Below are 19554 nucleotides of genomic sequence, written 5' to 3'. Positions count from 1 at the left end.
TGACGGCACGGCGGTCGACGGCAGGACCGTCGACGGCAAGGCAAAGGGGCGGGCGTCCGGATCGGACACCCGCCCCTCAGGCGTACGTCATACGGCTACAGCCATGACTACGGCGTGACCTTCTCGATCGTCACCCCGCCCACACCCGCGATCGTCCCGCGCGTGTTCACCAGCCGCACCTCGCCGAAGAGCTGCCGGCCCTCGGGCACCGCCCGCGCGACCGTGACGTCGGCCGCCGCCTTCGCGGATTCGCCGGTGCCGAGCTTCACCGGCGCCGACTCGTCGACCTTGATCGAGCCGAGCGCGGAGGAGAAGAACGCGTCCCGGTAGTCGTACGCGGTCGAGCCGGACGGCACCTCGAAACCGACCACCTCGACGGTGTAGGTACCGGCGGCCGGGTTCGCGATGGAGACGGACTCGTCGGAGTCGCCGTCGGCGGACTGGCCGACGAGCTTGCCCTCGGCGTCGTACACGTTCAGGTCGAGGTCGGAGCCCAGGTCGGAGACACCGCCGATGGCGACGTCCAGCGACGTGGTGCCCTCGGGGACCTCGACCGTGCTGGTCTGCGTCGCGCCGTCGGCGATGGTCGGCCGCGTGGTCTTCGACGAGCCCAGCGCACCGCCCTTGAGGTTACCCTCGACGGCCGCCAGCTTGTTGGTGACCGTCCAGGAGGCGGCGACCGGCGTGCCGACCTTGGCCTCCGGCACGGTCACGGACTCGGGGGCGAAGGACGCGCCGTACACCGTGGCGTCCAGCTTGTACGGGTTGTCCAGCAGCGTCGACGTACGGCGCGCGTCGACCTCGATCTCCCAGACGCCGGGCAACGGGTCCTCGTAGGAGGCGATGTCCGTCGTGTTCGCGTCGCTGTCGGCGACCTGGGTGCCGTACGGGCTGATGGCGGCGAACCGCGTCACGCTGCCCTCCTTGAGGCCGCCGAGCGTGACCTGCAGCGACTTGGCGCCCTCGGGGACGGTGAGGAAGTACGACCTGAAGTTGTTGCGCTCCACCGAGCCCGACGCGGTGAAGGTGTGCTTCACGGGCGTGGAGACCACGACGGTGTTGAGGATCTGCTTGTCGACGCCCACGGTCCGCGGGTCGTCGGCGACCAGGATCGCGCTCTTGATGCCCGCGTGCTTCGGCGCGGCCTGGACCTTGACGGTGACCGCCTTGTTCAACGGCAGGTCGACCACCTTCGGGCCGAGGATCGAGAAGGTGCGGGCCTTGTTGTTCGCCAGGCGCAGGATGTGCGGGAGCGAGCCGGCCGGGCCGGACGTACGGGTGATGGTGACGTCGTACGACTTCTTCTGCCCGGCCTTCAGGCCGCCCTCGCGGTCGTAGACGCCGGTGCCGAAGCCCGGCGTCTTCAGTGCCTGGTCGAGCACGGTGTCGACGGGGGCCTTGACGGCGTAGTCGTGGGCGGTGGCGCCCGCCTTGACGGCCTTCCAGGCGTCGAGGATGTCGATGAGGCCGGCACCCTCTTCGTACGCCTGAAGTCCCTCGATGTGCTTGGCGGTAGAGGTGAGCGCGGTGCGCAGCTTCTGCGGCGTGAGGGCGATGCCCTTCTGCTTGGCGGCGCTCAGCAGCAGGGCGCTCGCGCCCGCGGCCTGTGGGGACGCCATCGAGGTGCCGTTGTACATGGCGTAGCCGGCCGGCAGCTTCCAGCCCGCCTCGGCGATCGGCGCGCCGGGCATCCAGGCCGGGATCGTGCTGACCGCGGAGCCGGGCGCGACGAGGGTCGGGGTGAAGCCGCCGTCCTCCCGCGGGCCACGCGAGGAGAAGTTGAACAGCTGGTAGTCGTTCTCGATGCCGCTGCCGTAGTTGGCGGCGTACGTCTCCTTGGAGACGCCCGCACCGACCGAGATCACCTTGTCGGCGAGGCCGGGGTCGCCGATGGTGTTGGCGCCGGGGCCGGAGTTGCCGCCGGATATGACGAGCTGGACGCCGTAGGTGTCGATGAGCCGCGTGTAGAGCTGGGCGCCTGCGCTGTTGCCGTCGTTCAGCGGGGGCAGGCCACCGATGGACATGTTGACGATGTCGACGCCCCGGTTGACGACCAGGTCGATCATGCCCTCGGTCATCGCGACGTTGGTGCAGCCCGGGCCGAAGATGCAGGCCCGCGCGGAGACGATCTTCGCGCCGGGGGCGGCGCCGTTCATGTTCTTGCCGCCGAACATGCCGTTGGCGGCGGTGATGCCGGCCACGTGGGTGCCGTGCGCGCCCGCGGTCAGGCCGATGTTGACGAAGTCGGCCTTCTTGCCGACCCAGTCGCCGCCCAGCGGGTCCATCGGGACGTCCTTGCGGATCTCCACGACGAAGTCCTGGCTCTCGGGGATCTCCGTGGCCGGGTTGTCGGTGCCGAAGTGGCCGACCTGGTGGCCGTCCTTGTACGGCTTCATCGGGGTGTCGTCGGTGAAGTCGCCGTCGTCGTCGACGTCGACGGTCACGGTGCCGGCGGCCGGGTCGTACAGCACGCCCCAGTCGTCGGTCGTGTCGCCGTCCCGGTTGACGTCGCCGTCGGCGTCGCCGTCCGTGACCTTGCCCTGGCTGGTGACGGCCTCACGGAAGGTGCTGATCAGATACGACCCGGCGGCGGCCTTCCAGCTCTTGCCGCCGTAGGTGAAGGCAGGCCCGGAGACGGAGGTGGTCATCGCCCGCCAGGTGCCGTCGCCGTCGACGATCGGGTCGGTGGCCGTGACCCAGTCGACGATCTTGCGCTCGCCGGTCGTGGTCTTCTGGAGCGCCGGGCTGGCGAGGTCGACACCGGTGTCGAGGACACCGATGGTCACTCCGCGCCCGTCGGCCTTCGGGTTCTTCCTCACGAAGTCGACGGCGCCCGTCTCGAAGGACGGGTTGTACGGGTTCTTGGCGGCGGTGTCCTTGCCGGGACCGGGGTAGGTGGCCACGGAGGCGGCCGGCCCCGCGCCGGCGTCGAGGCCCGGCTCCTCCAGGGATATCTCGTCCCGCAGGTCGATGGCCTGCACGGAGGAGAGCTTCGCGGCCGCCGCGATGGTCGAGTCGGCCTTGCCGGTGGGCACGGTGGCCCGTACGTACCCGAGCTTGTCGTACGTACGGCCGACCGAGCCGCCCTTGATCGCGTCCAGCTCCGCGGCGACCTTCTCGGTCTGTCCCGGGGCCGTGGCGATCATCATCGTGACGGTCTTGGCGCGCTGCGCCTTGGCCTCCGCGAGGAGGTCGGCGTCGCCCGAACCGAGCTTGTCGTGAGCGGACTTCACGCCGGGGTCGGCCGCGGCGGGGGAACCGTCCGCGGCGAGGGCGAGGGCGAGGGGGACGGGGCCGGCCGCGGCCAGCGCGGCGACGAGCCCGGCGGCCACGGCGATCCGCGCGACGCGTCGCGCGCCGCCCGGTATCGGGGCCGGGTGGGGGGTGGGGGGCATGCTGATCCCTGGTGCTGAAGGAATGAAGGTCGGCGGCCGGGTCGAGCACCTTCGACCGCCGCGGTCCGGAATGTGATCCCGGATGATCGCCCAGCTTTCCTCAAGGGACCGATTTCTGTTGATAGTTCAAGGCGACGAGATCGCGTGGTGACGCAAACTCGCCATGCGTCAGGGGGGATTTATCGGGGTGGTCTGTGACATTCCTGTGAGGCGGAAGGCACGGCTGCACGGTCCGGTCAACACGCCCCTCGGGGCAGCGCCCGTCACGGGCCGTCCGACGCGCCAATCCCCAACTCGGCCAGCAGATCCCGCACTCGCCGCTCGATCTCGTCCCGGATCGGCCGCACGGCAGCGACACCCTGGCCCGCCGGGTCGTCGAGCCGCCAGTCCAGGTACCGCTTGCCCGGGAAGACGGGGCAGGTGTCCCCGCAGCCCATCGTGATCACCACGTCGGAGGACTGTACGGCCTCGGTGGTGAGGATCTTCGGCGTCCGGGCGGAGATGTCGATGCCGACCTCCTTCATGGCCTCCACCACCGCCGGGTTGACCGCGTCGGCGGGCGCGGAGCCGGCCGAGCGCACCTCTACGGCGTCCCCGGCGAGGTGGGTGAGGAAGGCGGCGCCCATCTGGGAGCGGCCGGCGTTGTGGACGCAGACGAACAGCACGGAGGGGCGCGGGGCGGCAGGGCTCATGGCGGGTGTCCTTGCGGGCGGAGGAAGGTCAGGAGGAGGCGAGTTCGGGCTCGCCGTGCGGGACGACGACGTCGTCTGCCGTACGAGCAGGACGTCCGTACACCAGCGCCACGGCGCCCAACCCGAGCGCGGCGCCGACCAACTGGGCCGCGACGAACGGGACGAGCGACGCGGGAGCGATCCCCGCGAAGGTGTCGGTGAAGGCGCGACCGACGGTCACCGCCGGGTTGGCGAAGGAAGTGGAGGAGGTGAACCAGTAGGCGGCCCCGATGTAGGAGGCCACGGCGAGCGGGGCCACGGCAGCCCGGCCGATGCGGTCCAGGCCGAAGATGAGCAGGATCAGCCCGGCCGTGGCGACGACCTCACCGAGCAACAGATGGCCGGCTGACCGATCGTGGGTCGAGAACCTGACCAGGGGCCTTGCGAACATCGCGTCGGCCAGCACCGCGCCGCCGATCGCCCCGGCCACCTGCGCGGGAACGTACGCGGCCACCTCGCGCAGGGCCGGACCAGCACCGGCGCGGCGGCCCGTGAACCAGGCCGCCAGAGTGACGGCGGGGTTGAAGTGCGCTCCCGAGACCGGCCCGAGCAGCGTGACCAGTACGCCCAGGCCGAAGACGGTGGCTAGGGAATTGGCCAGCAGTTGCACGCCCACATCGTGCGACAACTCGGTCGCCTGGATGCCGGAGCCCACGACCACGGCCACCAGCAACGCCGTACCGACCGCCTCAGCGGCGACACGGCGGCCGAGGGAGGCGGTCATGCGCTCGCCCCTGCGGTCTGGGGCGTGGCCAGGAGGGCGGCGGTCTGCGGCGTGGCCAGGAAGGCGGCGAGCCGGTCCAGAGCGCCCGGCAGCACCCAGTAGTACACCCAGGTGCCACGGCGCTCGCAGTCGATCAGCCCGGCCTGGCGCAGCAGCTTGAGATGGTGGGAGATCGTCGGCTGGGACAGGTCGAAGGCCGGGGTCAAGTCGCAGACGCAGGTCTCACCGCCTTCCCCCCGTGAAGCGATCATCGACAGCAGGCGAAGCCGGACCGGGTCGCCCAGCGCCTTGAAGACCTTGGCCAGCTCCGCCGCCCGCTCCTCATCGAGCGGCGCCGCGGAGACTCCCGAGCAGCAGTCGGCGTCCTGACCGAGCACCTCGAGCTCTTGTTTCGACATGCCTCTATGTTGACGTTTTTCGATCCAAGGCGCAAGGTTGCATCAATGAACGTCAATACAAGCCGTTCCGGGGCACCGCCAAACCCCATCTCACCCAGGAGTGACGCCATGAGCGAGCAGTCCACCGACCTGCGCGAAACCGTCCGTCAGCGCTACGCCGCCGCAGCCGTGAAGGTCACCGAGGGCGGCTCCGCCTGTTGCGGACCCGAGCCGGTCGAGGTCGACGAGAACTTCGGCTCCACCCTCTACGCCGCCGACGAGCGTGACACCCTGCCCGCCGAGGCCGTCGCCGCCTCACTCGGCTGCGGCAACCCCACGGCCGTGGCCGAACTCCGGGAGGGCGAACGCGTCCTCGACCTCGGCTCCGGCGGCGGCATCGACGTCCTGCTCTCCGCCCGTCGCGTCGGACCGGCCGGCAAGGCGTACGGGCTGGACATGACCGACGAGATGCTCGCATTGGCCCTGGCCAACGCCGAGAAGGCCGGCGCCAGGAACGTCGAGTTCCTGAAGGGCACCATCGAGGCCATCCCGCTCCCGGCGAGCACCATCGACGTCGTCATCTCCAACTGTGTGATCAACCTGTCCGTCGACAAGCCCGCGGTCTTCGCGGAGACCTTCCGGGTCCTCCGGCCCGGCGGCCGTATCGGCGTCTCGGACGTCGTCGCCGACGACGCGCTCACCCCCGAACAGCGCGCCGAGCGCGGCGACTACGTCGGCTGCATCGCCGGCGCACTGTCCTTCTCCGAGTACCGGGCGGGCCTTGAAGCCGCCGGATTCAGGGACGTCGAGATCACCCCGACGCACTCCGTCGCCCACGGCATGCATTCCGCCATCGTCCGCGCCACGAAGCCCACCACGTCGGTCGCGGCCTCCAAGGCACGGCATTCGGACGACGCCTGCTGCGGCGTCAACGCCTGCTGTACCGCGTCCGAGACCTCGGCCGACCCCGCCATGACCGTCACCGAAGCCAAGGGCGCGTCGGGCTGCGGATGCCAGCGCTGATCACATCCGCTCACGCACGGGCCCGGAAACGAATCGGCGCCCGAGCCAGCCGAAGCCGACCCGAGCGCCGAGCTCTCGTGTCAGCGGTGTTCCAACGTCATCGTCCTGCGACGGCTACGCCCGCTCACCTTCCGGCTCGACCCGCAGGCCATCACGCCAGGTGTGGAAGCCAGCCAGGTGAGGCAGCGCCCACTCCCACTGGCGGGTAGCCCGTCCGTCACGGAACAGCCATCCCCCGCATAGACGCAACGGCGGCGGCCTGCTCTCCGCCGGCCTGGACCCGTACCGCCGCCAGTACCCGTAAGGAGACTCAGATGCCTCTGCCTGCCGGCGTGGAGACCGTGACCGTGTCCTCGGGTGAGCCACTGACACTGCCGGACGGGACACCGATGCAAGGCCGTCTCGTCTTCACCGGTCCGAGCATGGTCACCATCGGGGAGGACGATCTGATCCTCGGCGGCACCGCCGAGGTGACCCTGGTAGATGGCGAGTTCACCGTCAGCCTCGTCGCCACCGACGCCACCGGGATGAGCCCCACCGGATGGACATACAGAGTCCAGGCAGTCCTCACGAACGCACCCGGCTGGACCAGGTATATCAGCCTGCCCAAGGCCACGCCCACCGTGATCCTCTCCGACATTCTCGTGCCCGACCCCGTCGACGGCGCGTTCACCGTCCTCGCGGCACCGCGCGGAGGCAGCATCCTCGCCGCCGACGGCACGCCGGCGTCATCGCTGGGCATCGACGGCGACTGGGCCCTCGACACCGGCACCCGCCGCCTCTACGGGCCCAAGGCATCCGGGGCGTGGCCAGCGTTCAGCGCCATTTCCGCGCCGACCGACTTCGGGTGGACCCGCAACGGATTCGCCAGCCTCGACGGCACTGACCTGTACCTCACTCACGTTGCCGACGGGTCGGCGGCGGCTCATCCTGGTACGGCACCGTGGAGGCCACTGACGGCCTGGACGTCACGTTCGAGGCCGAGATGAGCGGCGGCACCGGCGCGGACGTCATCTGCTTTGCGCTCGCCGCCCCGGGCACCGCCTCTTCGTTCGTCGGCGGCGGAGGCGGCGACCTCGGCCTGACCGGCTGTGTGTCGGTGGCACTCGCCCTCGACACCGGGGCAGGATCCCGGGCCCGGATCGTCACAACCGACGCCGACAGCATGGACACCGTGGCCACCTATGGTGGCGCGCTGACGTTGTGGCCGGCCCCGGTGACGGTGCGGGTGCGCTACGAGGACGGCGCCATGTCGGCGTGGATCGACCGCGTGCAGATCTTCAACGCGGTCGCCGTCTCCGCGGCCTCGACCGCCCGGATCGGCTGGACGGGCGCGAATGGCGGCCTCACGGACGACCACATCATCCGTGGCGCCCAGTTCGTCGCCCGCGGCGGCATCCAGCTCTGACACAGGCAGCGGCCCTGCTCTCCTCCGGGAGGGCGGGGCCGCTTTCGTGCGTCCAGGGGTACCCACGATCTGGGTACCCCTCAGGCGTCGAGCTTGATGCGGAAGTCGACGATGGTGGTGTCGCCCCGGCGCACGATCGGATGCGCGACCTCGACGACCCGGCCGGTGTCGGCGATGTGCCGCCGCGTGTACCGCAGCACCGGCACGCCCGACCCGATCCGCAGCGTCGCCGCCTCCAACTCCGTCGGCATGCCCGCCTGGAACGACTCCGTGATCTCCGTGACGCGGATCCCCAGCGTCCCCAGCTGCGCCCGAGTGCCGCCCGGCCACGGCTCGTTGATGGGGTCGGCAACCGGCGTACCGCCCACATCCGACCACCGCACGTAACTCGTACTCATCTGGGTTGGCTGGTCGTTGTCGTAGAACACGAAGTGCCGCGCAAGGAGCCGCTCACCCACCTCGCATTCGAAGAGCCCGGCCATCTCGGCGTCCGCCTGGACGCGCTCGAACCGCTTGTCGAGCCGGTACTCGGACCAGGCGATCCCCTGATCCTTCGTGTACGGCGTGGACCGCACGCCGGGCGTCTGCCTGTACCGGTCGGCCGGCATCCGGTGTATCGCCGGCCGCTTCCGGACGATGGTGCCCGCACGAGCCCGAGACTCCAGGAGGCCCTCACCGACGAGCAGCCTGATCGCGTTCCGCACGGTGATCTCGGAGACCTCGTACTGAGCGCACAGTTCCGGCAGCGTCGGGATGCGGTCGCCAGGCTCGAACTCACCGCCTGGAGCGATGCGTCGTCGCAGGTCGGCGGCGATGCGCAGGTACTCAGGCTGTGCCACAGCGATGCTCCCGACTCCACTGATCGCGTCAATCTGTATACGCATACTCTCCCGTCCCTCTTGACCTACGCCAATCACGACGACAATCTGTATACACAAAGCAAGTATCCGTATTCAGATAGTGTCTGTCTCCGGGGGACAGCTATGCCCGAGTCGGGTCACACCTGGCAAAAACCCTTCAAGGGTGAGCCCATCGAGGCCGCCCACGTCCGCCGTTGGACCACCGGCCGCGTGATGCACCCCGACGCCCCCCTCATCGCCAATGAGCTGTACATCGCCGTACTCGGTTCGGGTGCACCGGTCGTCGACATGGAGATCTCGACCGCAGGCTCCCGCATCCGCATCACAGCGCGCGGAGCCGACCCGCTCCCGATCCTCTACAGCCACGGGCCCGGCTGGCAGATCGTCAACGGCCTCGCCTACCTGGCCGGACTCACCACCGACGAGTGCGGCCTATGGGCCCAGTTAGGGACAGGCCGATGACGTGGCAGCCCAATCCCCCGCCCGTCGACGAGCTCACCCGAGCCCAGTACGACGGATGGGCCTGCTGCTGGTGCAGCAAGAGCCTGCTGTACGTAACCGGCGCAGTGTCCGCCGGCATCGCTCGCGGCAGCAGCGGCGCCCACGTCCTCGACATCGAGGTCTACGCCTGCCCCGACTGCGCCGCAGCACCACCACAGACCCCCGTCCGCCCCGTACCCCGTGCGCAACTGGGGCGGACGGGTTCCAGTGCCCCCCACCGGAGGCACCCATCCACAACAGGAGGAATCACGTGACCATCGCGTTGGAACGTCCCGTGAGCACCACCGACCCGCTCACCTTGGTCGACCCCGAGGTGGCCCACCGACTCGTCCGACGGGTCACCACTGACCACCCGGAGATCGGCCAGACGGCCGCGTACCGCATCGTCGGCCAGGCCGCCGCGTTCATCGCCGCCGCCGGACAGCAGCCCGGGCAGTCCCTCTCCCCGAGCGAGCTCGTCGACTACGGCTGGCACGCGTTCATCCTGCACACCGTCGACTACGCCGACTTCTGCCAGCGCGTCGTCGGCCGCTTCGTTCACCACGTCCCCACCGACGAGGAGGACGAGCAGGCGCCGGGCGCCGCACTGGCCGCACGCGAGCGGACCATGGCGGCCATCCGGGCCGCTGGCTACACGGTCGACGCCGAACTGTGGCGCTCGACCGCCGACTGCAACCAGTGCCACGCCGGATGCCACGACAGCCCCAAGAGCGGCTGACAACGCGGCAGTACCTGTAAGACACTCCAGCCGTCCGGTGTCACAACCGGGCGGCTGGCCCTATGAGCGGAGCACCACGTGACAAGCACGACGATCGCCTGGGACACCTACTCACAGCAGCGGCCCGAGCGCCGCCCGGTGAACGGGCGCGGCGAAACGACCTGGTTCAACTGGACGCAGTATCCCGACCACGGCCCCGGCGCCGACATGCTCGGCGTTCGCGTCGGTGCCCGAGTCCTCGACCTCGGCTGTGGAAAGGGCGGCAACGCCGCACACCTGGCCGCCACCGGCATGGAGGCCGTCGGCATCGACATCTCACCCAAGCAGCTGCACTCAGCCCGCGAACGCTGGGCGCATACGCCCGGGTTGGAGCTGCACCAGGCCGACGCCGTCAGCTTCCTGCAGAACGACCCTGGCGCGTTCGACGCGGTCTACTCGGTGTATGGCGCGCTCTGGTTCACCGACCCGGCCCGGCTGCTGCCCGTCGTGCGTGAGCGGCTGCGGCCGGGCGGCCGACTGGTGTTCTCACAGAGGCCGGCCGTCGAGGGCTGCTACGGCTGCCAGGCCTCGTACATCCCGCGCGGCGACGACGAGGACCCGCTCGTCGTGAAGCGGTGGGACTATGAGCCGGAGGCGTGGGAGCACCTCCTGGCAGAGCACGGCTACATGGATGTGCATGCTTCCGTCCTGGCGGCGCCGCCAGGGAAACGGCGAGTGGGGACTCTCATCGTCACTGCCCGCGCCTGACCTCCGCCGCGGCCCCGGCCGGCGCTTCGTCCCGGCCGGGGCCGCTTCATGTCACCAGTCGCCGCCGTCACCGCCTCCGTCGCCGCCGTCACCGCTGTCGCCGTCCGTGCCAGCATCGGGCTGCGTCCAGTCAGGGGTGTCGTCATAACCCCCACCGCCATACACCGCGCGCTGGTGCTTATCCCTCGCCGCGGCCTCGTGCTCGTCCTTCACCGCATCCAGCCAGTCGCGTAGGAGAGGAAACCAGGCCATGACGTCTCCCTCAGCAGACAGCCTCACCACCATGGTCGGCACAGGTTGCCAGGGGCGCATCTGGGGGCGCTGCATGGCTTGCCGCGTGATCGCCTGCACTTCGGTTGAGCGTCGGCTGAGCTAGCGATCATGAGACCGCCCCAAATCGGACTCGCCCCCAGCTCGAAGTGCCTCTGAGCTGGGGGCGATTCGGTAGGCCCTGTGGGACTCGAACCCACAACCAATGGATTAAAAGTCCACTGCTCTGCCAATTGAGCTAAGGGCCCAGGCGATGTCGCCTCCCCGAGCATAGCCGCACGTGGCCGAGACTCCGATCGGGTATCGGGGTCACGGCCACGTCGCCGGGGGCGGAGGGCCGTGGAATGGGCCCGCCAGGGCCCCGTGGGCGCCGGAGTGCTACGGATCCGCCGGTTCGGGCGCCCCGGCGCGAGCCGCGTCGCGGGCGATCGTGCGCTCGTGGTCGGGGTTGAGGAACCAGTGCCGGGCCGAGGCCAGCCACCAGGTCGCGGCGAAGCCGAGGACGACGAGGACGGCGACGGGGGCGTAGTTGAAGGTCTCCCAGGTCACCGGGGACACCTGCGGCAGCATGAACAGCACCGTGATCACGCCGACCCACGTCACCGCCACCACCCCCACGGCCCCCGACCAGCGCCCGAGGTGCCACGGCCCCCGCTCGAACGCCTCGCCCTTGCGCAGCCGCAGCAGCGTCGGGACGACGTAGGCGATGTACAGGCCGATCACCGCGATCGAGGTCACGGCGGCGTACGCCGTGACGTTGATCAGGTACGGCAGCCCCAGGACCAGCGCCCCGCCCGCCGCCAGCCACACCGCCGCGACCGGTGTGCGGGTGCGGGGGCTCACCGTGTGCCAGACGTGCGAGTACGGCAGCGCGCCGTCGCGGGAAAAGGCGTAGATCATGCGGCTGTTGGCCGTCACGGACGCCATCCCGCAGAACAGCTGCGCGCCGATGACGACCAGCAGAAGCAGCTTGCCGGCCGTCGCACCCAGCGCGTCGAGCAGGATCTGCGCGGGCGGCGCACCCGTCGGGGAGGCCAGCGCGCCCTCGTAGGACTGGATGGCGAAGGTGAAGCCCAGCAGCAGGACGAACCCCGCGATCCACGACGTCCAGATCGACCGTACGATGCCCTTCGGGCCCGCCGTCGACGCGTCGTGCGTCTCCTCCGTCATGTGCGCCGAGGCGTCGTACCCGGTGAAGGTGTACTGGGCCATCAGCAGACCCAGCAGGACGACGTAGACCCCGCTCCCCCAGCCCGTGTTGTTCACGAACTCGCCGAACACGAACGAGGCCGGCCGGTGGTGGTCCGGTACGAAGGTCAGCGCGCCGACGATCACCGCCACGCCCAGCACGTGCCACCACACGCTCACGCTGTTCAGCAGGGCCACGATCCGCACGCCGAAGGTGTTCAGCAGGCCGTGCAGCACGAGGATGCCCGCGAAGAGCAGGATGGTGCGGCCCGGCGTCACCTCGAAGCCGAACTGGAGGTTCAGGTACGCGCCCAGGAAGGACGCGGCCCCGAAGTCGATGCCCGCGGTCACCGCCACCTGGCCCAGCACGTTGAACCAGCCCGTGAACCACGCCCAGGCGGCGGCCGTACGCGGCGGCGCCAGCCGGTGCGCCCAGAAGTACAGGCCGGCGGAGGTCGGGTAGGCCGAGCAGATCTCGGCCATGGACAGGCCGACGAAGAGGGTCATCAGGCCCACGGCGACCCAGCCCCAGGTGATCACCGCCGGGCCGCCGGTGTTCATGCCGAACAGATAGAGGGTCAGGCAGCCCGACAGGACCGAGATGATCGTGAAGGAGACCGCGTAGTTGGAGAACGCCGACATGCGGCGGGCGAGAACCTGCGTGTAGCCGAGCTGGGCCAGCCGTTCCTCGTCGGAGAGCGCCCCGTTCGGGAGCTTTCCGCCCGGGACACCTCCGTCCGACCGCCCACTCACTATGCCGTCATCTGTCATGTCCCCAGCGATTCCCCCGCCGGGGACGTGACATGCGTCACAGCTTGGCCAAAAAGTGCCGCTAGAAAACGCCCTTGTAGCCCTGCCAGCCGCTCGCGATCTTCGCCCGACCCCCGAACGCCCCCTTCCCGTCACCGCTGTTGCGCCACACGTTGCCGCTGCCGTCCCGGGAGACGAGGTCCGCCTTGCCGTCCCCCGTGATGTCCCCGGCGCCGACGATGACGTCGTAGCCCGTGCCCCAGCCCGAGAAGACCTTCACCCGGTCCTTCAACAGCCCGTTGCCCAGGCCGTTGTAGCGCCACAGCGTCCCTGCCTTGTCCCGGGCCAGCAGATCCCCGTGACCGTCGCCGTTCAGGTCCCCGGCACCCACGATCTTCGTGTAGCCGCCCCACGCCGAACGGATCTTCTTGCCCGCCGCGAGCGTCCCGTCGCTCTTCGCCGCGAACAGGTAGACGTCCCCGGTCGAGGCCTTCCGCGCCAGCAGATCGGCCCGCTTGTCACCGGTCAGGTCGCCCGGCGAGGTGAGCACGTTGTAGGCGTTCCAGCCGGTGCCGAGCTTCGTGTACGACGTCGAAGGCGTCAGCGCCTGCCCGCACTTGGCCTTGTAGCCGCGCAGCGAACCGTCGCTCATCCGCACCAGCACGTCGTTGCACCGGTCGCCGTTGAGGTCCCCGAACGGCACAGCCACCGTCTTCGTCGACCAGCCTCCCCCCGAGACCTTCCCGGAGAACGTGCCCTTGCCGGTGCCCTGCTGGAAGGTCAGGGCGCCCGAGGAGTTGAGGGTGAGCAGGTCGCCGACCCCGTCCGGCAGGCCCGCGGCGCCCACGTGGTCCCGGCGGACCGCATCGCCCCGCACCAGCCGGACGGTGCCGCGCACCTGGAGCGGGGCGCCGACGCCGTCGGCCGGGGTGACGGTCAGGGTCCAGTCGTAGGAGCCGTTCGGCACGAAGGCGTCCCCGGTCCTCGTGGGGTCGTCGCCGTGCCAGCCGACGGCCAGCTCACCGCGCGCCGCCGTTCCGTCCACACCGTCGGTGTAGACCTTGCCGGTCGCGCGGTTGCGGACGGTCAGGTCCCAGCCGGAGGAGGGCTTGGACAGCAGCACGGTGGTGAGGGTGTCCGGCACGGTGTCGCTCGTGCGGGCCGTGACGGTCGCCGTGTTCTGCGCGGGACCCAGCAGGCGGAGCGGCTGCTGCGCGACTCCGGACGGCACGAGGTGCACCCGCTCCTGGTCGTCCACGTAGGCCGCGTTCGCGCCGGCCTCGTCGACCGTCCAGCGCACGTCCCGCTGCGAGACCCCGGTGTCGGGCAGATCGCCGACGACCCGGCTCACGGCCGTCCCGTCGGCGACCGTGGTGAGCGTCAGCTTCCCGGCCTGCCGGTCGTGCGTGACGACGAACCCGTCCCCGAGCTTGGCCTCGCCCGTCGGCACGGCCACGGACCTCTTCGCCGTACGGTCGTAGACCCCGGCCTTGTCACCGCACGTCCAGTACAGGTACCGCCCGAGCGCCTGGAGTTCGGTCGGCGCGCAGCCCGAGGCGAGCGTCACCGTCTCGGTGGTCTTCTTCGACGTCAGGTTGTACGCGGTGACGGTGCCGGCGGCCGCGCCCGACGTCCACAGGGTGTCGCCGGACAGGGCGGCGGGGCCCCGGGTGACGTACGGCTCCGTGTGGTCACCGATCTTGTAGACGTACGTGTCGCCGGGCGTCCCGTACAGCACGTACCGCCCCGACACGTCGAGGATGCGCCCGTCGACGGGCACGCCCCGCTCCCACAGACCCCCCTCGGTCGGGCCGTGGACGCGCAGGACGTCGGTCTCCGAGCGGTGCTCCATCCAGGCGATCCGCCCATCGGCCGTACCGAAGACCTGCGAGCAGGCCACGTCGGTCACCGGGCAGGTGCCGATCAACCCGGCGGAGGTGGGCGTGAACGAGGAGCGCTCACCGAAGGTGGGGGCGCCCGTGGCGGCGACGGTCCGCAGGTAGTCGTTGCGCTGCGTGCTGCCGCCGACGTCGGTGACGACCAGGCGGCCCTGCTCCAGGGAGATGCCCTGGATATGGGCCGGCGGCTTGGGGAGGGCCTTGACCTGCGTGACGACCGGCTTGCCGGACGCGTCGGCCTGGATGCGCTGGATACCCCAGTCGTCGGCGGCGGTACGGCCGATGGAGAGGGCGGCGCCGTCCGACACGGCGGTGACCTCACTGCGCGACGAGGTGAGCAGGGTCACCTCGGGACCGCCCGCGATCGGCTTGGCCGTGATCTGGGCGCTGCCGGAGGGCTGGTGCACCAGCCAGTCACCTACGACGGCCAGGTCGTCGACGTAGTTGGCGCTGGGGCTCCCCGCGAGACCCACCTCCACCGGGGCGGCCGCCAGGTCGGCGCGGGGCATCACCAGCACCTTGGTGTTCAGCGCCCTGCTGTACACGGCGACATGGTCCGGCGAGAGCTTGACGTAGCCGTAGGCGAGGGAGGGCAGCGGCTGGGTCCAGTCCCGCACCCGTCCCGTGGCACGGTCGACGGCGACCAGGCGGGCGGTGCCGTCCAGCGTCGCGTTGAGGATCAGGCCCTCGGCGTCGGCGCCGCGCGGCTGCCCCAGCGTCATGCCGGCCGGCGCCCCGCCCACCTCCGTGTCGAGGACGGTCCCGTCCGCGCGTACGTCCAGCAGGTGGATGACCCGTGCGGTCGTGCCGTCGGCGTTCGTGACGTTGGCGGTGGTGACGACCGTGGTGCCGTAGATCGTCAGCACGGTGTGACCCGTGGGCAACTGGAAGGTGCGGGTGCTGCCGTCCGCCGCGTTCCAGAAGTCGATCCGGCCGTCCGAAGCACGGTAGGCGAGCACATCGGTGCCGGTGCCCGACATGCTCGCGTAGCCGGTCGGTATCGGCGCCTCGAAGGACCTGCCGTCGGCGTACCGCGTCCACAGCAGCCGGGAGCTGCCCTCCATCCGGTGGAAGACGCCCTCGGCGCCGGCCCCGTTCGCACCGGTCGTGGTGTCGGAGGAATAGAGCGTCGCCGTCAGATTGGTGGTCCGCGGAGTCGACGGTACGACCGTCTCCTGAGGCACCTCGGCCGCCGCCGACGCGACGGGCAGCAGCGGGCTCAGCCCACCCGCGAGCGCGGCGGACGCGGCCACGGCGACGGCCGCGCGTCTCGCTCTCGAACGACCTACGAAGACATGGCGGGCCAAGGCGATCCTCCCCTGAACACGGGAGAGGGAGCGGCGCATTGTTCTCAGATGCCCCCGGCCCCCCGGCCGTCGCATCCCCCTCATAAGTCGGCTGATCTTACAGCTCTTGCACAGCTGCCAGGAGAGCGTTTCCCGACCGGCCCCGCACACGGGAAAGCGCCTGGCCCCCACCCGAACGGATGGGGGCCAGGCGCTCAGTGCCTCACCGGCTGACGTCAGCCGTTGCGCTTCCAGCGCGGCTTGTCGTCGCGACGCCCGAAGGAGCCGGAGGTGCCGCCACGGTGGTCGTCACGACGGCCGTACGGACGCTCGTGCCCGCCGGAGCGGAAGCCGGGACGGTCGTCACGGCGGTCGCGGTTGAAGGGACGGTCGCTGCCACGGTGCCCGCCGCGCTCGTCCCGGCGCTCGAAGGAACGCCCGGCCGGACGGTCGTCCCGACGGAACCCGCCCCGGTCGTCACGGCGCTCGAAGGAGCGGCCGCCGCGGTCACGGTCGAAGGAACGGCCACCGCGGTCGTCACGGCGGTCGTCGCGACGGAAGCCGCCACGGTCGTTGTCCCGACGCTCGAACCCACGCTCACCACGGTCACGGTTGAACCCACCGCGGTCGTTGTCCCGACGCTCGAAGGAACGCCCACCACGGTCGTCACGGCGGTCATCACGACGGTCGTCGCGGCGGAAGCCGCCACGGTCGTTGTCCCGACGCTCGAACCCACGCTCACCACGGTCACGGTTGAACCCACCGCGGTCGTTGTCCCGACGCTCGAAGGAACGCCCACCACGGTCGTCACGGCGGTCATCACGACGGTCGTCGCGGCGGAAACCGCCACGGTCGTTGTCCCGACGCTCACGACGCTCGTACGCCGGAGCCTCGGCCCGGTCGACGTCCTGCGCCACCGGCTGCTCGGGCACGGCCACCGCGGCGGCCTCGACCGCCGCCGCGGCCTGCGCCTCGGCCACCGCGGCCTCCGGGTCCTCGCCGCGCTCACGCGCCGCGCGGGCCACCAGCCGGTCGGACTCCTCACGCAGCTCCACGGCACGCCGCTGCGCCCGCTCCAGCTGCTTGGTCAGCTGCGCGACCTCACGCTCGGCCTGCTGCGCGGCGTTGCCCGCGGACTCCGCCTGCACCTCGGTCATCGAACGGGCGCCGGTGATCTCGGCGACCTCCGGGTCGAAGGCGTTGCCGCCCTGGATGATGTGGCGCGAGGCGTCGACGCCCGCGTCCTCCATCAGCCGGAAGATCTGACGGCGCTGGTGCGGCAGGGACAGCGAGACGACCGTGCCGGTACGCCCCGCACGGGCCGTACGGCCCGCCCGGTGCAGGTAGTCCTTGTGGTCACCGGCCGGGTCCACGTTCAGCACCAGGTCGATGCCGTCGACGTGGATACCGCGCGCGGCGACGTCGGTCGCGACGAGCACGTTGACGTACCCGTCCTTGAAGTCGGCCAGCGTCCGCGTCCGCGCGCCCTGCGTCATGCCGCCGTGCAGCGCGTCCGCCTTCACCCCGGCGTCACGCAGCTGCTCGGCGACCCGGTCGGCGCCCAGCTGCGTCCGCACGAAGATGATCGTCCGGCCCTTGCGGGAGGCGATGGCGGCCGTGACCGGCGCCTTGTCCTTGGGCTTCACGATCAGGATGTGGTGCGACATGGTCGTCACCGCGCCCTGCGCCGCGTCCACCTCGTGGCTGACGGGCTCGTTCAGGTACCGGTCGACCAGCGTCTGGATCTCGTTCTCCATCGTCGCGGAGAACAGCATCCGCTGACCGCCCGCCGGGACCTGGTCCAGCAGCTCGGTCACCTCGGGCAGGAAGCCCAGGTCGGACATCTGGTCGGCCTCGTCGAGCACGGCGACCTCGACGTCCTCGAGGGAGCAGGCGCCGCGGTTGATGATGTCGCGCAGTCGGCCCGGGGTCGCCACCAGGACGTCGACACCCCGCTCCAGGGCGTAGATCTGGTTGCCCATCGACGTACCGCCGCAGACGACCTTCATCTTCAGGCCGAGCTGGTCGCCGTACGGCTGGAGCGCGTCCGCGACCTGCATCGCGAGCTCACGGGTCGGGGTCATGATGACCGCGCGGGGCTTGTGCTTCTCGGTACGGCCACCGGACAGCCGCGCCAGCGTCGGCAGACCGAACGACAGCGTCTTGCCGGAGCCGGTACGGCCACGGCCCAGGATGTCCTTGCCGGCCAGGGCGTCCGGGATGGTCGCGGCCTGGATCGGGAAGGGGACCGTCACGCCGTTCTGCGCGAGCTTGCGCACGACGCCCTCGGGGAGACCGAGGTCCGAGAAGGTCACCTCGGGGGTCTCCTCGACGGCCGCGTTCTCGTCGTTCTCGGGCACGACGACGTGGTCAGGACTGGAAATGGACATGCGTAAGCGAAACCTTCCGGAGTCTCGTCGGCACGCGCCCGTCAACTCCGTGATTCGCAATACGACCGCCTCAATGCGGTCAGCCACGGCAAGGGAGAGTACGCGCCACACGGCGCACTCTGCGGTGGCGCCGGGCAAATGGGATCAAACGATCTACCACCATACGCACCCCAGGCCCCCCAAGGCAAACCGAGCGTCAACCATGTAGGCAACGTCACGTCCACCAGCCCCCTCGCCCCCGCCGACCCCGCCTCAGGCGGGCGCCCCCGCGGCCGGCGCCGGCTCCCGCTGGGCCAGCTGCGGCCCCGTCTCCTCGTGCGCCGACGACGACGGCTCGGCCACCGTGGGCGTCGGCGAGGCCGTCGTCGGCTGCTCGGTCGGCGTCGGCTCCGGATCGGGCGTCCGCGTGGGCGTCGGCTCGGCCGTCCGGGTCGGCCCCGGCTTCACCGTCGCCCCAGGCTTCACCGGCCGACCCCCCGCGGGAGCGGAGGCGCTCACCGCCGCGGACGGCGAGGCGGACGGGGACGCCGACTCGGCACCCTTGCCCTTCCCCTTGCCCTTCTTGACCTTCTCCCGCTTGCCGTCGCCCGCCTGCGCCCCGTAACCGGCCCCACCACCCGACACCGCCGACCCGCCGTCCGGCTCCTCACCCCCGCGCTGCCCCGCCGAGTGCGACGGCTTCGCGTCCTTGCCACCCCCGTCGTCACCCACACTCATACAGCCGGCGGCAGCGGCGACGGCCATCACCGTGGCGGCCAGACGGACAGGTACGTACAAGGGGCGCACGGAAGCCACCTCCGGGGGCGGGCGAAGAAGTCAACCTGCCCAACTCCCGCCGCCCACAAGAGGACACGCACCCCGAACAAGCCGGACAGCACGCGTCACAGACGCACTCTCACCCGTACCCGAGCGCATGCAACCGGGCATCGTCGATCCCGAAGTGATGCGCGATCTCGTGCACCACCGTCACCTCGGTCTCCTCGACGACCTCCTCACGCGACTCGCACATCCGCAGCGTCGGCCCCCGGTAGATCGTGATCCGGTCCGGCAGCACCCCCGCGTACCACTCCCCGCGCTCCGTCAGCGGCGTCCCCTCGTACAACCCGAGCAGCTGGGGGTCGTCCGCCGGCGGCTCGTCCTCGACGAACACCGCGACGTTGTCCATCAGCCGCGTCAACTCCGGCGGAATCCGGTCCAGCGCCTCGGCGACCAGTTCCTCGAACTCCTCGCGCGTCATCTCCAGCACAGGCCCATTGTCAGGCACCACACCGCCATAAGGAGCCGCGAA

General features: G+C 70.6%; 17 protein-coding genes and 1 tRNA gene. 6 read left to right on the top strand and 12 right to left on the bottom strand.

The genetic code is table 11. From position 1 onward, the window contains the following. Positions 1-107 precede the first annotated feature (107 nt). The 4 genes from ACFZBP_RS10110 to ACFZBP_RS10095 all read right to left on the bottom strand — a co-directional run bounded on the left by ACFZBP_RS10110 (position 108) and on the right by ACFZBP_RS10095 (position 5248). Positions 108-3395, bottom strand: a complete 3288-nt coding sequence (locus ACFZBP_RS10110) for a S8 family serine peptidase (protein WP_391411535.1) — start codon at positions 3393-3395, stop codon at positions 108-110. A 263-nt stretch (positions 3396-3658) separates the two neighbouring features. After that, positions 3659-4087, bottom strand: a complete 429-nt coding sequence (locus ACFZBP_RS10105; protein ID WP_391411533.1) for an arsenate reductase ArsC — start codon at positions 4085-4087, stop codon at positions 3659-3661. Positions 4088-4115: 28 nt separating this feature from the next. Beyond that, positions 4116-4850, bottom strand: a complete 735-nt coding sequence (locus tag ACFZBP_RS10100) for an aquaporin (RefSeq protein WP_391411531.1) — start codon at positions 4848-4850, stop codon at positions 4116-4118. Next, complete coding sequence (locus tag ACFZBP_RS10095) at positions 4847-5248, bottom strand: metalloregulator ArsR/SmtB family transcription factor (protein WP_391411529.1); 402 nt, start codon at positions 5246-5248, stop codon at positions 4847-4849. The genes ACFZBP_RS10100 and ACFZBP_RS10095 overlap by 4 nt, the downstream gene beginning before the upstream one ends. 108 nt (positions 5249-5356) lie before the next feature. On the opposite strand from ACFZBP_RS10095, the gene arsM reads away from it, so the two are divergent. The 3 genes from arsM to ACFZBP_RS10080 all read left to right on the top strand — a co-directional run bounded on the left by arsM (position 5357) and on the right by ACFZBP_RS10080 (position 7658). Continuing rightward, positions 5357-6250 carry an arsenite methyltransferase gene (arsM, locus tag ACFZBP_RS10090; RefSeq protein ID WP_391411527.1) on the top strand — a complete coding sequence of 298 codons (894 nt, stop codon included), beginning with the start codon at positions 5357-5359 and terminating at the stop codon, positions 6248-6250. A 314-nt stretch (positions 6251-6564) separates the two neighbouring features. Further along, the gene (locus tag ACFZBP_RS10085) at positions 6565-7239 is read left to right on the top strand and encodes a hypothetical protein (protein WP_391411525.1); all 675 of its coding nucleotides are present in this window, start codon (positions 6565-6567) and stop codon (positions 7237-7239) included. Next, complete coding sequence (locus ACFZBP_RS10080) at positions 7194-7658, top strand: hypothetical protein (RefSeq protein WP_391411523.1); 465 nt, start codon at positions 7194-7196, stop codon at positions 7656-7658. The genes ACFZBP_RS10085 and ACFZBP_RS10080 overlap by 46 nt, the downstream gene beginning before the upstream one ends. Positions 7659-7738: 80 nt before the next feature. Here the strand turns inward: ACFZBP_RS10080 and ACFZBP_RS10075 are convergent, their stop codons facing one another. Beyond that, entirely contained in the window at positions 7739-8497 is a 759-nt protein-coding gene (locus ACFZBP_RS10075; protein ID WP_391411521.1) for a GntR family transcriptional regulator, read from the bottom strand. A gap of 144 nt (positions 8498-8641) precedes the next feature. Here ACFZBP_RS10075 and ACFZBP_RS10070 point away from each other — a divergent pair, with 144 nt between their 5' ends. The 3 genes from ACFZBP_RS10070 (at position 8642) to ACFZBP_RS10060 (ending at position 10484) form a co-directional block, all read left to right on the top strand. Then, positions 8642-8980, top strand: coding sequence for a hypothetical protein (locus ACFZBP_RS10070; protein ID WP_391411519.1), 339 nt, complete (start codon positions 8642-8644; stop codon positions 8978-8980). Between the two features lie 313 nt (positions 8981-9293). Beyond that, a complete protein-coding gene (locus ACFZBP_RS10065; RefSeq protein ID WP_391411517.1) occupies positions 9294-9737 on the top strand; it encodes a glycine-rich domain-containing protein in 444 nt (147 codons plus the stop codon). A 78-nt stretch (positions 9738-9815) separates the two neighbouring features. After that, on the top strand, positions 9816-10484 hold the full coding sequence (locus ACFZBP_RS10060) for a methyltransferase domain-containing protein (protein ID WP_391411515.1): 669 nt from the start codon (positions 9816-9818) through the stop codon (positions 10482-10484). Between the two features lie 51 nt (positions 10485-10535). On the opposite strand, the gene ACFZBP_RS10055 is transcribed toward ACFZBP_RS10060, so the two are convergent. The 7 genes from ACFZBP_RS10055 to ACFZBP_RS10025 all read right to left on the bottom strand — a co-directional run bounded on the left by ACFZBP_RS10055 (position 10536) and on the right by ACFZBP_RS10025 (position 19512). Then, positions 10536-10736 carry a hypothetical protein gene (locus ACFZBP_RS10055; protein WP_391411513.1) on the bottom strand — a complete coding sequence of 67 codons (201 nt, stop codon included), beginning with the start codon at positions 10734-10736 and terminating at the stop codon, positions 10536-10538. A gap of 193 nt (positions 10737-10929) precedes the next feature. After that, positions 10930-11002, bottom strand: a tRNA-Lys gene (locus ACFZBP_RS10050). Positions 11003-11132: 130 nt separating this feature from the next. Further along, the gene (locus ACFZBP_RS10045; protein ID WP_391411511.1) at positions 11133-12713 is read right to left on the bottom strand and encodes an amino acid permease; all 1581 of its coding nucleotides are present in this window, start codon (positions 12711-12713) and stop codon (positions 11133-11135) included. Positions 12714-12774: 61 nt separating this feature from the next. Next, positions 12775-15897 carry an FG-GAP-like repeat-containing protein gene (locus tag ACFZBP_RS10040; RefSeq protein ID WP_391411509.1) on the bottom strand — a complete coding sequence of 1041 codons (3123 nt, stop codon included), beginning with the start codon at positions 15895-15897 and terminating at the stop codon, positions 12775-12777. A gap of 215 nt (positions 15898-16112) precedes the next feature. Then, on the bottom strand, positions 16113-18266 hold the full coding sequence (locus ACFZBP_RS10035; protein ID WP_391411507.1) for a DEAD/DEAH box helicase: 2154 nt from the start codon (positions 18264-18266) through the stop codon (positions 16113-16115). A gap of 252 nt (positions 18267-18518) precedes the next feature. Then, on the bottom strand, positions 18519-19052 hold the full coding sequence (locus ACFZBP_RS10030; RefSeq protein ID WP_391411505.1) for a hypothetical protein: 534 nt from the start codon (positions 19050-19052) through the stop codon (positions 18519-18521). A gap of 109 nt (positions 19053-19161) precedes the next feature. Further along, positions 19162-19512, bottom strand: coding sequence for a metallopeptidase family protein (locus ACFZBP_RS10025; protein ID WP_062724740.1), 351 nt, complete (start codon positions 19510-19512; stop codon positions 19162-19164). Positions 19513-19554: the final 42 nt, after the last annotated feature.

Source organism: Streptomyces sp. NPDC008086, assembly GCF_042957325.1.
Taxonomy (GTDB): domain Bacteria; phylum Actinomycetota; class Actinomycetes; order Streptomycetales; family Streptomycetaceae; genus Streptomyces.
This window is presented reverse-complemented; position numbering and strand designations above follow the sequence as displayed.